Source organism: Kitasatospora sp. NPDC056076 (genome assembly GCF_042266305.1).
Lineage (GTDB): Bacteria > Actinomycetota > Actinomycetes > Streptomycetales > Streptomycetaceae > Kitasatospora.
This window is the reverse complement of the sequence record NZ_JBHJWG010000078.1, coordinates 1-13234: the sequence shown is the minus strand read 5'-3', so window position 1 is coordinate 13234 and position 13234 is coordinate 1. Positions and strand designations below refer to the sequence as shown.

Here is a 13234-nt window from a genome sequence, read left to right as displayed (position 1 = left end):
TCCAGGGCAGGGCCTTCGCGGCGGGGGGGGGGAACCGCGCGACGGGAAGTTTGGCCGGGAGGGCGGGCGGGGGGGAACCCCCGCCCCGCGCGCAGAGCCGGGTGGGGCGCCGCCGCCCGGGCCCGCGGGGGGCCCCCCCCCCCCGACCGTACGGGCTCAGAGGACCTTGGAGAGGAAGGCCCTGGTGCGCTCGTGCTGGGGGTTGGTGAGCACCTCGCGGGGGTTGCCGGACTCGACCACCACACCGCCGTCCATGAACACCAGGGCGTCGCCGACCTCGCGGGCGAAGCCCATCTCGTGGGTCACGACCACCATCGTCATGCCCTCCTCGGCCAGGCCGCGCATGACGTCCAGGACGTCGCCGACCAGCTCCGGGTCGAGCGCCGAGGTGGGCTCGTCGAAGAGCATCAGCTTGGGCTTCATGGCCAGCGCGCGGGCGATCGCCACGCGCTGCTGCTGGCCGCCGGACAGCTGCGAGGGGTAGTTCTTCGCCTTGTCGGCGAGGCCGACCCGCTCCAGCAGGGCCATCGCGCGCTCCCGGGCCTCGGCCCTGCTCTCGCGCTTGACCTGGACCGGCGCCTCGATGACGTTCTCCATCGCGGTCATGTGCGGGAACAGGTTGAAGCGCTGGAAGACCATGCCGATGTCGCGCCGCTTGACGGCGACCTCGCGGTCCTTGAGCTCGTGGAGCTTGTCGCCCTTCTGCCGGTAGCCGACCAGTTCGCCGTCCACCCAGAGGCGGCCGCCGTTGATCTTCTCCAGGTGGTTGATGCACCGCAGGAAGGTCGACTTGCCGGAGCCGGACGGGCCGATGAGGCAGAACACCTCGCCCTGCTTGACCTCCAGGTCGATGCCCTTGAGCACCTCGACCATTCCGTAGGACTTGTGCACGTTCTCGGCCCGGACCATCGGCTCACCGGTGGACGCGGAGTCGGTGGGGGTCTTGCTCAGATCGGTCATACGTGACCACCTCCCTCGAGCCCCGGGACGACGTCGGCGGTGGTCTTCGGGGCGGGCTTCCCGGCGAACAGGCCCCGCAGTCGCTGCAGCGGGGTGGGCGGGAGGGTGCGGTTGGAACCTCGGGCGTAGTGGCGCTCGATGTAGTACTGGCCGATGGTCAGCACCGAGGTGAAGAACAGGTACCAGAGGCTGACCACGATCAGCAGCGGGATGTTCTGGTAGTTCCGGGAGTAGATGACCTGGCCGGCCCGGAAGATCTCCTCCAGGGAGATCACGGAGACCAGCGAGGTGGTCTTGAGCATCGAGATGGTCTCGTTGCCGGTCGGCGGGATGATCACCCGCATGGCCTGCGGCAGGACGATCCGCCGCATGGTCTGGAACCGGCTCATCCCGAGCGCGTGGGCGGCCTCGGTCTGGCCCTCGTCGACCGACTGGATGCCGCCGCGGACGATCTCCGCCATGTAGGCGGCCTCGTTGAGGCCGAGGCCCAGCAGGGCGGCGACGAAGGTCGGGATCAGGACGTTGGTCTCGCCGGACCAGAACTCCGGTCCCCACGGTACGCCGATTGACAGCTTGGCCCAGATCAGGCCGAGGAAGTTCCAGAACACCAGCTGCACCAGGACCGGGGTGCCGCGGAAGATCCAGATGTAGACCCAGGCGGTGCCGGCCAGCAGCGGGTTCGGGGAGAGCCGCATCACCGCGAGGATGACGCCGCCGACCACACCCATGAGCATGGAGAGGGCGGTCAGCTCCAGTGTCACGAGCAGCCCGTGCATGATGCTGTCGTGGAACAGGTACTGCCCGACGATGTCCCACTTGAAAGCGGGGTTGGTGAAGAGGGCGCTCAGCAGCATCGCCGCGAGCAGGGCGATGACGACGGCACCCGCCCAGCGTCCGGGGTGGCGGACCGGGACGGCCTTGATGGTCTCAGGCCGTCCCTTCGGCGCCGTCCCCTTGTCCAGAGAGTTCACGGTGTGGCCTCGGGGGAGAGATGAAGCGTACGAGGGGTCAGCTGGTGGCGCCGTTGACGACGGACTTGTCGAGGGCACCGGCCTCGACGCCCCACTTGGTGAGGATCTGCTTGTAGGTGCCGTCGTCGATCAGCGACTGGACGGCGCCCTGGATCGCCGGGGTGAGCTTGGAGCCCTTGGCGAGGGCGACGCCGTAGGGGGCCACGCCGTAGGTGTCGCCGAGCTTCTCCAGCTGCCCGCCGGACTGCTTGATCGCGTAGTCGACGACCTGGGAGTCGGCCATCATCGCGTCGTCGCGGCCGGAGACCACGGCGTTGGTGACGTCCGTCTGGAGGTCGAACTTGTCGCCCTCGTTCTGGATGCCCGGCTTTCCGGCCTTGGCGCAGTCCGGGTTGCGGGTGTCCTTGATCTCGTCGGCCTGGGTGGTGCCGGTCTGGACGGCGACCTTCTTGCCGCAGAGGTCCTTCGGGTCGACCTTGCCCGGGTTGCCCTTCTTGACCGCGATGGCGCTGCCCGAGTTGAAGTAGGTCACCATGTCGACGACCTGCTCGCGCTCCTTGTTGTCGGTGAAGGACGACATGCCGAGCTGGAACTTGTTCGACTGGATGCCGGGGATGATCGCGGTGAAACCGGAGTCCTGGACCTCGGCCTTGAGGCCGAGCTTGGCGGCGATCGCGTTGGCGAGGTCGACGTCCATGCCGATGACCTTGCCGCTGTCGTCCTTGAACTCGTCCGGCGCGTACGAGGCGTCCGCGCCGACCAGGAGCTTCCCGGCCGACTTGACGTCGGCGGGGACGAGGGCGGCCAGCTTGTCGTCGGCCTTGACCGTGTTCACGGTCGCGGAGGCGTTGGGGGCGCCGCTGCCGTCGCTGCTCTTGCTGCTGCTACAGCCGGTCAGTGCCAGGGACACGGACACGGCAGCCACGCCGGCCGCGAAGAGGCGGGTGCGCTGGGTACGGACGGTCATGAGGGGGATCTCCTCCTGGGGAGAGAAATCGGGCGGAGCGCGCCGCGGGAGCGGCGCACCGGGGCAGCTGGCCGTACGGAGCCGTACGGGTGGTCACTCGCTGTACGTCGTCGTACGTGCGTTGCCGGGTGGTGCAGTTGCCTGGGCGCAGGTGGCCGCCCAGGGTGGTGCGGGTACTGCTTCCGCCACCCTCCGCCGAGGTGGACGTCGACCTGAACCGCCTCGACCGGTGGTCGGCTCGATCCGAGATGGGGGGAATCCTGCCATCTGATGACGGTCAGGTGGCCCTCATCCAGATCAAAATCGGATAACGAGGGCTCGTGCTGTCCGCTATTCGGACGGATCGCGTGCCCCTGTCACCCTGCGTATAAGTATGCAGATCCGGCAGTGGTGTTCCCGGACGCCCCGCCGCTGCCCCGCGGCCCCGCCCGTTCCCCGCTCCCGCCCCGCCGCCCCGGGCGGGTCAGATGCCCCCGTTGACCACCGCGTTCTGCGCCGCGCCCGCGCTCACGTTCCACTTGGCGAGGATCTTGTCGTACTCGCCGCTGCGGATCAGCTGGTCCACCGCCTTGGCCACGGTGTCGCGCAGCTCGGTGTCCTCCTTGCGGACCGCGATGCCGTACGGGTTGGAGGTCGACTGGGCCCCGGTCACCTCGAAGCGGCCCCCGCCGTCCGTGGTCTTCGCCGCGTAGGCGGCCACCGGGAAGTCGTTCAGCCCGGCCGCGGCGGTGCCGGCGGCGACCTCGGCCAGCGCCTTGGCGTCGGTGTCGAAGCGGTGCACGGTCAACTGCTTGCCGGCGCGCGAGCAGACGGCGACCTGCCGGGTGGCGATCTCGTCCTGGGTGGTGCCCTGCTGGAAGGCGATCATCCGGCCGCACAGGTCGTCCAGGGTCCGGATGCCCTTGGGGTTGCCCTTCGGGACGACGATCGAGGTCCCGGCGATGAAGTAGTCGACGAAGTCGACGCCCGGGTTGACCTGCTTGCCGTCGGCGTCCAGGCCCTCGCGGCGCGCACGGACGTCGCTGAGCGCGGACATCGCCACGTCGAACTGCTTGCCCTGGAGGTTCGGTATCAGCTTGTCGAAGGGGGTGTCCACGAACTCGACCCGCACGTCGAGGATCCGGCCGAGGGCGGTGGCGAGCTCCGGGTCGAGGCCGGCCGGCTTGCCGTCCGAACCGCGGAACTCCACCGGCGCGTAGTTGACGTCCATGCCGATGCGCAGCACCCCGGCGGAGCGCTGCGCCTTCGGCAGCTTGCTGCGGACGTCCTTGACCGGGTCGCTCGCGGCGGCCTGCCCGTCACCGCCGCAACCGGTGAGCAGCAGGGCGCCGGCGGCGGCCAGGGCGGCCGCGGCGAAGGCCGGGCGACGGGCGGGAGGGCGGAGAGGCATGAGGGTGCTCCTGAGGGCGGAACCGGGGTCGCCGCGGTGTCGCGCGGGTGTACGCGGAACGGCGGACAAGCGATCCTGCCATCCCGCCCTGCCGGGCCCGGCAGCGGGTGTGTCAGAATTCGGTACCGGGTGACCCCCGAACGCTCGAACCAGACCGACGAGCCCCGACAGGCTCGGGGTGCCCAGGACCGGAAGTCATCACGTGGCTCCGTATCCGGGGCACCGATCCCCTGCGGATCTGCGTTCACACTTGCGGGTGCGCGTGCCTCAGCGCCGTTGCCGCCGCCGGAGCCCGGCACTTCCGACACCGGGCCCCAGCCGACGCGACAGCACGGCGATGAACTGCGCGTGACGAGGACGAAAAGGCATAGGTGCGATGCCTCCGTCCGACCTACGCTCGGCCCGGTAGCACAAGCGGACAACACAAGACCCCATAAAAACCCTCATCCGAGGGCGCCACCCGACGGCAGCGCCCCCGCCCCGACCCCGGGTCCGCTCAGGCGTACCCGGTTTCCGGCTTACGGCCGGGGCGCCCAGTCCGTCGGCCGCGCACCTCGCCGGAAACAATGACGAAGAGGTCATCGTGGCAGCGGAGATCATCAGCAGCACCCAGGACACCGTCGATCCGGTCGACGCCGTTTTCGCGCTCCACCGCGGCGGCAAGATGGAGATCCGGGCGACCGTGCCGGTGCGCGACGCGGACGACCTGTCCCTCGCCTACACCCCCGGTGTCGCCCGGGTCTGCACGGCCATCGCCGAGCAGCCGGAGCTGGTCAACGACTACACCTGGAAGTCCAACACCGTCGCGGTGGTCACCGACGGCACCGCCGTGCTGGGCCTGGGCGACATCGGCCCGGAGGCCTCGCTCCCCGTGATGGAGGGCAAGGCCATCCTGTTCAAGCAGTTCGGCGGGGTGGACGCGGTGCCGATCGCGCTCGCCTGCACCGAGGTGGACGAGATCGTCGAGACGGTGGTCCGGCTGGCCCCGTCCTTCGGCGGCGTCAACCTGGAGGACATCTCCGCCCCCCGCTGCTTCGAGATCGAGCGCCGGCTCCAGGACGCCCTGGACATCCCGGTCTTCCACGACGACCAGCACGGCACCGCGATCGTCACCACCGCCGCCCTGTGGAACGCCGCCAAGGTGACCGGCCGGGAGATCGGCGCGCTGCGGGCCGTGATCTCCGGCGCCGGCGCGGCCGGCATCGCCATCGCCAAGATGCTGCTGGCCGCGGGCATCGGCGACGTCTCCGTCTGCGACCGCAAGGGCGTGGTGTACCGGGGCCGCGAGGACCTGACCGACGTCAAGGCCGAGATCGCCGAGCTGACCAACCGTTCGGAGCTCAAGGGCTCGCTGGCCGACGCGCTGGCCGGCGCCGACGTGTTCATCGGCGTCTCCGGCGGCACCGTGCCGGAGGAGGTCGTGGCGACCATGGCCGAGGGCGCGTTCATCTTCGCGATGGCCAACCCCAACCCGGAGATCCACCCCGAGGTGGCGCACAAGTACGCGGCGGTCGTCGCCACCGGGCGCAGCGACTTCCCGAACCAGATCAACAACGTGCTGGCCTTCCCGGGCATCTTCGCGGGCGCCCTCCAGGTGCGGGCCTCCCGGATCACCGAGGGCATGAAGCTGGCCGCCGCCAAGGCGCTGGCCGCCGTGGTGGCCGACGAGCTGACCCCGCAGAAGGTCATCCCCTCGCCGTTCGACGAGCGGGTCGCCCCGGCCGTCACCAAGGCCGTGGCCGAGGCCGCCCGCGCCGAGGGCGTGGCCCGGATCTGACGCGGTGCCGGGGGAGCGCGCCGGCCACGACGGCCGCTCCCCCCGCCCTGCCCTCCCCCCCCGAGCCGAAGGGGCGCGCCGGTGCCGAAAGGGAGAGCGCGAGGGAGCGACGGAGGAGCGAGGGAGCGCCGACCGTCGGCACCGGGTCGGAGCGCCCCGGAGGCGAGCGGGGGAGCGACAGCCGGGACACGCGTCACACCCACGTGTGGTTCCCGGCCCCGGCCGTCCCGGCTAGTGTCCGGGGCATGTTTGCTGCCTATGCCGCCCGTATCGACGCCGACGACCCGCTCAGCGGGCTGGAGTTGGGCGAACTCCCCGAGCCGCAGGCCCGTCCCGGGTGGAGCGTGGTCACGGTCCGGGCCGCCAGTCTCAACCACCACGACCTGTGGTCGCTGCGCGGAGTCGGCCTGCCCGCCGAGAAGCTTCCGATGATCCTCGGCTGCGACGCCGCGGGCGTCGACGAGGACGGCAACGAGGTGGTCGTCCACTCGGTGATCGGCCAGTCCGGTCACGGGGTGGGCCCGACGGAGCCCCGGTCCATCCTGACCGAGCGTTACCAGGGCACCTTCGCCCAGCGGGTGGCCGTGCCCACCTGGAACCTGCTGCCCAAGCCGGCCGAGCTGAGCTTCGAGGAGGCCGCCTGCCTGCCCACGGCCTGGCTGACGGCGTACCGGATGCTGTTCACCAACGCCGGGGTCAAGCCCGGTGACACGGTGCTGGTGCAGGGGGCCGGCGGCGGGGTGGCGACCGCGCTCATCGTGCTCGGCAAGGCGGCCGGCCTGCGGGTGTGGGTCACCGGCCGGGACGAGGCCAAGCGCGAGCGGGCGGTCGGGCTCGGCGCGGACGCGGCCTTCGAGAGCGGCGCCCGGCTGCCCGCCCGGGTGGACGCGGTGATGGAGACGGTCGGCGCCGCGACCTGGTCGCACTCGGTGAAATCGCTGCGCCCGGGCGGCACCATCGTCATCTCGGGTGCCACCTCCGGCCCCAGCCCGAAGGCCGCCGAGCTGAACCGGATCTTCTTCCTGGAGCTCAAGGTGGTCGGTTCGACCATGGGCACCAAGGAGGAGCTGGCCGGGCTGCTGTCCCTGTGCGCCACCACCGGGGTCCGTCCGGTGATCGACTCGGTGCTGCCGCTGGCCGAGGCCCGGGACGGCTTCGCCCGGCTCGCCAAGGGTGACGTCTTCGGCAAGATCGTGCTCAACCCCTGACGCGCGGCGGCCCGGTGCCCCCGACCAGGGGGCGCCGGGCCCGCGCGGGCGGCCGGGTCAGCCGAGCAGCCGCTTCAACCGTTCGCCGGCGGTGCCCAGCACCGAGCGGGCCTCGGCCAGCGCGTCGGCGCTCACCCCGCCGTCCCGGGCCGCGTCGCGGACCTGGTCGCGGAAGCGGTCGAGCAGCCGCTCCAGTTCGCGGGCGGGGTCGCCGTCCGGATCGGTGCGCGCCCACGGCGGCAGGTCGGCGGTGGCGGTCGGCCCGTCCTGGCTCCTGCCCGAGTCCTGGTCCGAGCCCTTGTCCAGGTCGATCCGGGTGACGGTGACCCGCTCGGAGGACCCGGCGCCCTCGGCCGTCCCGGCGCCCTCGCCGGTCGGGTGGCCCCAGCGGGCCGCGTCGGCCAGCCCGGCCAGGCCCTTGGTCAGCTCGGACAGGCCCTCGGCCAGCCCGGTCGGCCAGTCGCCCTTGGCGGCGTGCTCGCGCACCTGCTGCTCGACCCGGCGCTTGATCCGCAGCGCCTCCTGCTGGGCGGCGGTGCGGGAGGCCTTGGCCTGCTCGCGCAGCCGGCGGGCCTCCTCCTCGGCGGCCTTCGCCTTGGCCTTGGCGGCCCGCTCCTGCTCCCGGGCGCGCTTGGCCTGCTCCTTGGCCTGCCGCTTGAACTGGGCGAACTCCTCCTTGGCGCGCTGCCAGGAGTCGTTGTCGCCCCAGGGCCCCGCCCACGGGTCGCCGCCGGTCTCGGTGCGGTCCGGCCGGGGGGCCTGCTTGGCGGCCTGCCAGAGCTCCTCGCGCAGGTCCTTGGCGCTGTCCCGGACGTCCTCCCGGATCGCCCCGGCGAGCTGCGCCACCGAGTCGTGGATCTCCAGCTCCAGCTCGTCCAACTCGACCTGCCGGGCTTCGAGTTCGGCGCGCCCGGCGTCGGTCAGCTGGTAGACCTTGCGGCCGCCCTCGGTGCTGTGGCTGACCAGGCCCTCCTGCTCCAGCTTCGCCAGCCGCGGGTAGACCGTGCCGGCGGACGGCGCGTACAGGCCCTGGAAGCGCTCCTCCAGCAGGCGGATCACCTCGTAGCCGTGCCGCGGGGCTTCGTCCAGCAGCTTGAGCAGGTAGAGCCGGAGCCGGCCGTGGCCGAAGACGGGGCTCATCTCAGGCCTCCTTGGTGAGGTCGGGGCCGGTGGGCGCGTCGGAGGCGGGGCCGGCCGGGAGCTCCCGGACCACCACGGGGGCGTCGTCCTCCGACTCGGGGCGGCGCAGGACGGTGACGGCGCCGGAGACGGTGGTGACGTTGAGGCTGCCGCGGCCCTCGCCGATCTGGCCGGTGATCTTCTTGGCGCCCCAGGTGCTGCTCATCGTGAGCTCGTCGAAGGTGCTGGAGACGTCGCCGCTGGTGGAGCCGGCCTCGACGGTGGCGTCGGCCAGCGAGGGGATCCGGACCACGACCGGGCCGCTGACGGTGTTGACCTTGACGTCGGTCTCGCCGGCCACGTCGAGGTCCAGGGTGACGGCGCCGGTGACGGTGTTGGCCTGGACCCGGTCGGCGGTGCCGGCGATCACGGTGAGCTGGCCGGAGACGGTGTTGACCTTGAGCTGGCCGCCGACCGCCTGGGCGTCCACGTCGCCGGTGACGGTGCTCGCGTCGATCCGGCCGGTGACCCCGGCCAGGGTGGTGTCGCCGCTGGCGCTCTGCACCGAGACGTGGCCGTCGATGCCGCTCACGGTGGCGTGGGCCGACACGGTGCCGACCTTGACCTCGGTGCCGGCCGGCACGGTCAGGGTGACGCCGACCGAGCGCTTGCGCTTGAAGGAGTCGAAGAAGCTGCGGACCGAGCCGACCGACTTGATCCAGGTGCCGAACTCGCCCCAGCTGTTGATGTCCTTGTAGGTGACGGTCAGGACGCCGTCGACCAGCGTCAGGTGCAGCGGGTCGCCGGTGAGGTCGGTGACCTCCAGGCGGGCCGGGCCCTCGGCCGCGACCACGTTCACCGTGCCGTCGATGACGCGCACGTGCAGCGCGCGGACGGCGTCCTCGAACGTGGTCCTGCCCGGCTCCTCGATCGTCCACTGGCTCATCTCTGCCGCCTCCCGTAGCGGATCGCGATGTATCGCGTTCTCTTCCAAAGACGATATATCGCGTGCCGGGAAAAGCAAGCGGTTCCACCCCTGAACCCGGCCCGGACGCGCCCCGGAGCTGTCCCCTACGGGAGAAGCGCGAAGGGCCCGGGAGGCGGTGCGCCTCCCGGGCCCTGCTACGAGCGGCCGCCGGGGCTCACTCGTCGTCGTCCTCGTCGTCGAGCCGGGCCAGCCAGGTGGCCAGCCGCTCGACCGGGATCTCGAAGTCCGGGTTGAGGTCGACGAACTCGCGCAGGCGCTCGGCGAGCCACTCGAAGGTGACCTCCTCCTCGCCGCGCCGGCTCGCCAGCTCCTCGATGCCTCGGTCGGTGAAGTACACGGTCAGGTCCTCTCTCTCGAATCACGCCGGGCGTCGGTGGTACTGCGGAGCCTGCGCGCGTCAGAGCGCGAAGATCTCCTCGAGCAGCGCCTGCTGCTCGGCCGCGTGCCGCTTGGCGGAGCCGACCGCCGGCGACGAGGCCGCGGTGCGGGCCACCCGGCGCAGGCGGGCGTCGCCGCCGCTGCGGCCGATGACGACCTGGAGGTGGTCGACCAGGTTCATCGCGATGAACGGCCAGGCACCCTGGTTGGCCGGCTCCTCCTGCGCCCAGACGAACTGGACGTTGTCGCCGTAGCGGGCCAGCTCCTCCTGGAGCTCGGCCACCGGCAGCGGGTAGAGCCGCTCGACCCGGACGATCGCGGTGTCGGTGACACCGCGCTCGGCGCGGGCGGCCGCCACGTCGTAGTAGAACTTGCCGGCGGTGATGACCACCTTGCGGACCTGCGCCGGGTCGACGGTGGTGTCGCCGATGACCGGGCGGAACGAGCCGGACAGGAACTCCTCGGTCGCACTCGCCGCGGCCTTGAGACGCAGCATCGACTTCGGGGTGAAGACGACCAGCGGCTTGTGGTGCGGGTTGTGCGCCTGCCAGCGCAGCAGGTGGAAGTAGTTCGACGGCAGGGTGGGCATCGCGACCGTCATGTTGTCCTGCGCGCACATCTGCAGGAAACGCTCCGGGCGGGCGGACGAGTGGTCCGGTCCCTGGCCCTCGTAGCCGTGCGGCAGCAGCAGGGTGACGCCGGAGTGCTGGCCCCACTTCTGCTCGGCGGAGGCGATGTACTCGTCCACCATGGTCTGCGCGCCGTTGACGAAGTCGCCGAACTGCGCCTCCCACATGACCAGCGAGTTCGGGCGGGTCAGCGAGTAGCCGTACTCGAAGCCCATGGCCGCGTACTCCGACAGCAGGCTGTCGTAGACGGTGTAGCGGGCCTGGTCCTCGGTGAGGTACTGCAGCGGGGTGTAGTCCTCGCCGGTCTTGCGGTCGATCAGCACGGCGTGCCGCTGGCCGAAGGTGCCGCGGCGGCTGTCCTGGCCGGCCAGGCGGACCGGGTGGCCCTCCATGAGCAGCGAGCCGATGGCGAGGGTCTCGCCCATCGCCCAGTCGATGGTGTTGTCCTCGACCGAGGCGGCGCGGCGCTGCAGCTGCGGCAGCAGGCGCGGGTGGACGGTCAGCCAGTCCGGCAGGTTGACCTGCGAGGCGGCGATCCGCTTGACCATCTCCTGGGAGATGCCGGTCTGGATGTTGACCGGGAAGTCGGCCTGCGGCTTGCCGCCGGAGGTCGGGGCGGGCGCCTGGGCGGCGTCGCGGACCTCGGCGAAGACCTTCTCCAGCTGGCCCTGGAAGTCCTGGAGCGCCTGCTCCGCCTCTTCCATGGTGATGTCGCCGCGACCGATCAGGCCCTCGGTGTACAGCTTGCGCACCGAGCGCTTCTTGTCGATCAGGTCGTACATCAGCGGCTGGGTGAACGACGGGTTGTCGGCCTCGTTGTGACCGCGGCGGCGGTAGCAGATGAGGTCGATCACGACGTCCTTGTGGAACGCCTGGCGGAACTCGAAGGCGAGCCGCGCGACGCGGACCACGGCCTCCGGGTCGTCGCCGTTCACGTGGAAGATCGGGGCCTCGATCATGCGGGCCACGTCGGTGCAGTACATCGAGGAGCGCGAGGACGCCGGGGCGGCGGTGAAGCCGACCTGGTTGTTCACCACGACGTGCACGGTGCCGCCGGTGCGGTAGCCGCGCAGCTGCGACATGTTCAGGGTCTCCGCGACGACGCCCTGGCCGGCGAAGGCCGCGTCGCCGTGGATCTGGATCGGCAGCACCGGGAAGGTGGTGCCGCCCTGGTCCAGGATGTCCTGCTTGGCGCGGGCGATGCCCTCGACGACCGGGTCCACGGCCTCCAGGTGGGAGGGGTTCGCGGCGAGCGAGACCTTGATGGTCTCGCCGTCCAGGCCGGTGAAGGTGCCCTCGGCGCCCAGGTGGTACTTGACGTCGCCGGAGCCGTGCATCGACTTCGGGTCGAGGTTGCCCTCGAACTCGCCGAAGATCTTGCCGTACGGCTTGCCGACGATGTTGGCGAGCACGTTCAGGCGGCCGCGGTGGGCCATGCCGATGACGGCCTCGTCCAGGCGGTGCTCGGCGGCGGCGTCGATGGTCGCGTCCAGCATGGCGATCAGCGACTCACCGCCCTCCAGCGAGAAGCGCTTCTGGCCGACGTACTTGGTCTGCAGGAAGGTCTCGAAGGCCTCCGCCGAGTTCAGCCGGCGCAGGATCCGCAGCTGCTCCTCGCGCTCCGGCTTCGAGTACGGCTTCTCCAGGCGCTCCTGCAGCCACTTGCGCTGCTTCGGGTCCTGGATGTGCATGTACTCGATGCCGACGGTGCGGCAGTAGGTGTTGCGCAGCAGGCCGAGGATGTCGCGGAGCTTCATCATCTTCTGGCCGCCGAAGCCGCCGACCGCGAACTCGCGCTCCAGGTCCCACAGGGTGAGGCCGTGGGTGGTGACGTCGAGGTCGGGGTGCTTGCGCTGCTTGTACTCCAGCGGGTCGGTGTCGGCCATCAGGTGACCGCGGACCCGGTAGGAGTGGATCAGCTCCATGACGCGCGCGGTCTTGTTGACCTCGTCGTCGTGGGTGGTGGCGACGTCGGTGGCCCAGCGGACCGGCTCGTACGGGATCCGCAGCGACTCGAAGATCTCGTCGTAGAAGCCGTTCTCGCCGAGCAGCAGGCGGTGGATCTCGCGCAGGAACTCGCCGGACGCCGCGCCCTGGATGACGCGGTGGTCGTAGGTCGAGGTCAGCGTCATGATCTTGGAGACGCCCAGGCGGGACAGGGTCTCCGGGGCGGAGCCCTGGAACTCGGCCGGGTACTCCATGGCGCCGACACCGACGATGGTGCCCTGGTTCTGCATCAGGCGCGGCACGGAGTGCACGGTGCCGATGCCGCCGGGGTTGGTCAGCGAGACCGTGACGCCGGTGAAGTCGTCCATGGTCAGCTTGTTGGCGCGGGCCCGGCGGACGATGTCCTCGTAGGCCTGCCAGAAGCCGAAGAAGTCGAGGGTCTCGGCCTTCTTGATGGCCGCGACGACGAGCTGGCGGTCGCCGTTCGGCTTGACCAGGTCGATCGCCAGGCCGAGGTTGACGTGCTCCGGCTTGACCAGGAAGGCCTTGCCGTCCTCCACCTTGTAGCTGTGGTTCATGCCCGGGGCGGCCTTGATGGCCTGGACCAGGGCGTAACCGATCAGGTGGGTGAAGGAGACCTTGCCACCGCGGGCGCGCTGCAGGTGGTTGTTGATGACGATGCGGTTGTCGATCAACAGCTTCGCCGGGACGGCGCGGACCGAGGTCGCGGTCGGCACCTCCAGCGAGGCGTCCATGTTGGTGGCGACGGCCTTGGCCGGGCCGCGCAGCTGGACCAGCTCGGGGCCGGCCGCAGCGGTGGCGGCGGGCGCGGCCGGAGCGGCGGCCTTGGGGGCCGGGGGCGCGGCGGGCGCGGCGGCGAGCGGGGCGGCGGCCGGGGCC

General features: G+C 71.1%; 10 protein-coding genes. 2 read left to right on the top strand and 8 right to left on the bottom strand.

Annotated elements, in window-relative coordinates; translation table 11 throughout:
• Positions 1-156: 156 nt before the first annotated feature.
• From ACFC1T_RS36625 to ACFC1T_RS36610, 4 genes are all read right to left on the bottom strand, one after another.
• On the bottom strand, positions 157-960 hold the full coding sequence (locus ACFC1T_RS36625) for an amino acid ABC transporter ATP-binding protein (RefSeq protein ID WP_375896620.1): 804 nt from the start codon (positions 958-960) through the stop codon (positions 157-159).
• Positions 957-1931 (bottom strand): amino acid ABC transporter permease, encoded by a 975-nt coding sequence (locus ACFC1T_RS36620; protein WP_375896618.1) that lies wholly within the window; start codon positions 1929-1931, stop codon positions 957-959. The genes ACFC1T_RS36625 and ACFC1T_RS36620 overlap by 4 nt, the downstream gene beginning before the upstream one ends.
• 37 nt (positions 1932-1968) lie before the next feature.
• Positions 1969-2898 (bottom strand): ABC transporter substrate-binding protein, encoded by a 930-nt coding sequence (locus ACFC1T_RS36615; RefSeq protein ID WP_375896615.1) that lies wholly within the window; start codon positions 2896-2898, stop codon positions 1969-1971.
• 463 nt (positions 2899-3361) lie between these two features.
• On the bottom strand, positions 3362-4288 hold the full coding sequence (locus ACFC1T_RS36610) for an ABC transporter substrate-binding protein (protein ID WP_375896613.1): 927 nt from the start codon (positions 4286-4288) through the stop codon (positions 3362-3364).
• Between the two features lie 583 nt (positions 4289-4871).
• On the opposite strand from ACFC1T_RS36610, the gene ACFC1T_RS36605 reads away from it, so the two are divergent.
• Both ACFC1T_RS36605 and ACFC1T_RS36600 read left to right on the top strand, forming a co-directional pair.
• On the top strand, positions 4872-6065 hold the full coding sequence (locus tag ACFC1T_RS36605; RefSeq protein ID WP_375896610.1) for an NADP-dependent malic enzyme: 1194 nt from the start codon (positions 4872-4874) through the stop codon (positions 6063-6065).
• A 245-nt stretch (positions 6066-6310) separates the two neighbouring features.
• Positions 6311-7273 (top strand): zinc-binding dehydrogenase, encoded by a 963-nt coding sequence (locus ACFC1T_RS36600; protein WP_375896607.1) that lies wholly within the window; start codon positions 6311-6313, stop codon positions 7271-7273.
• A 57-nt stretch (positions 7274-7330) separates the two neighbouring features.
• Here the strand turns inward: ACFC1T_RS36600 and ACFC1T_RS36595 are convergent, their stop codons facing one another.
• From ACFC1T_RS36595 to ACFC1T_RS36580, 4 genes are all read right to left on the bottom strand, one after another.
• Positions 7331-8413 carry a PadR family transcriptional regulator gene (locus tag ACFC1T_RS36595; RefSeq protein ID WP_375896605.1) on the bottom strand — a complete coding sequence of 361 codons (1083 nt, stop codon included), beginning with the start codon at positions 8411-8413 and terminating at the stop codon, positions 7331-7333.
• 1 nt (position 8414) lies between these two features.
• Positions 8415-9338: a DUF4097 domain-containing protein gene (locus tag ACFC1T_RS36590; protein ID WP_375896602.1), complete on the bottom strand. Its 924-nt coding sequence runs from the start codon at positions 9336-9338 to the stop codon at positions 8415-8417.
• Positions 9339-9534: 196 nt separating this feature from the next.
• Positions 9535-9717 (bottom strand): DUF6104 family protein, encoded by a 183-nt coding sequence (locus ACFC1T_RS36585; RefSeq protein WP_375896601.1) that lies wholly within the window; start codon positions 9715-9717, stop codon positions 9535-9537.
• 60 nt (positions 9718-9777) lie between these two features.
• Positions 9778-13234: multifunctional oxoglutarate decarboxylase/oxoglutarate dehydrogenase thiamine pyrophosphate-binding subunit/dihydrolipoyllysine-residue succinyltransferase subunit (locus ACFC1T_RS36580; RefSeq protein WP_375896598.1), on the bottom strand; the 3457-nt coding region annotated here is incomplete at its 5' end.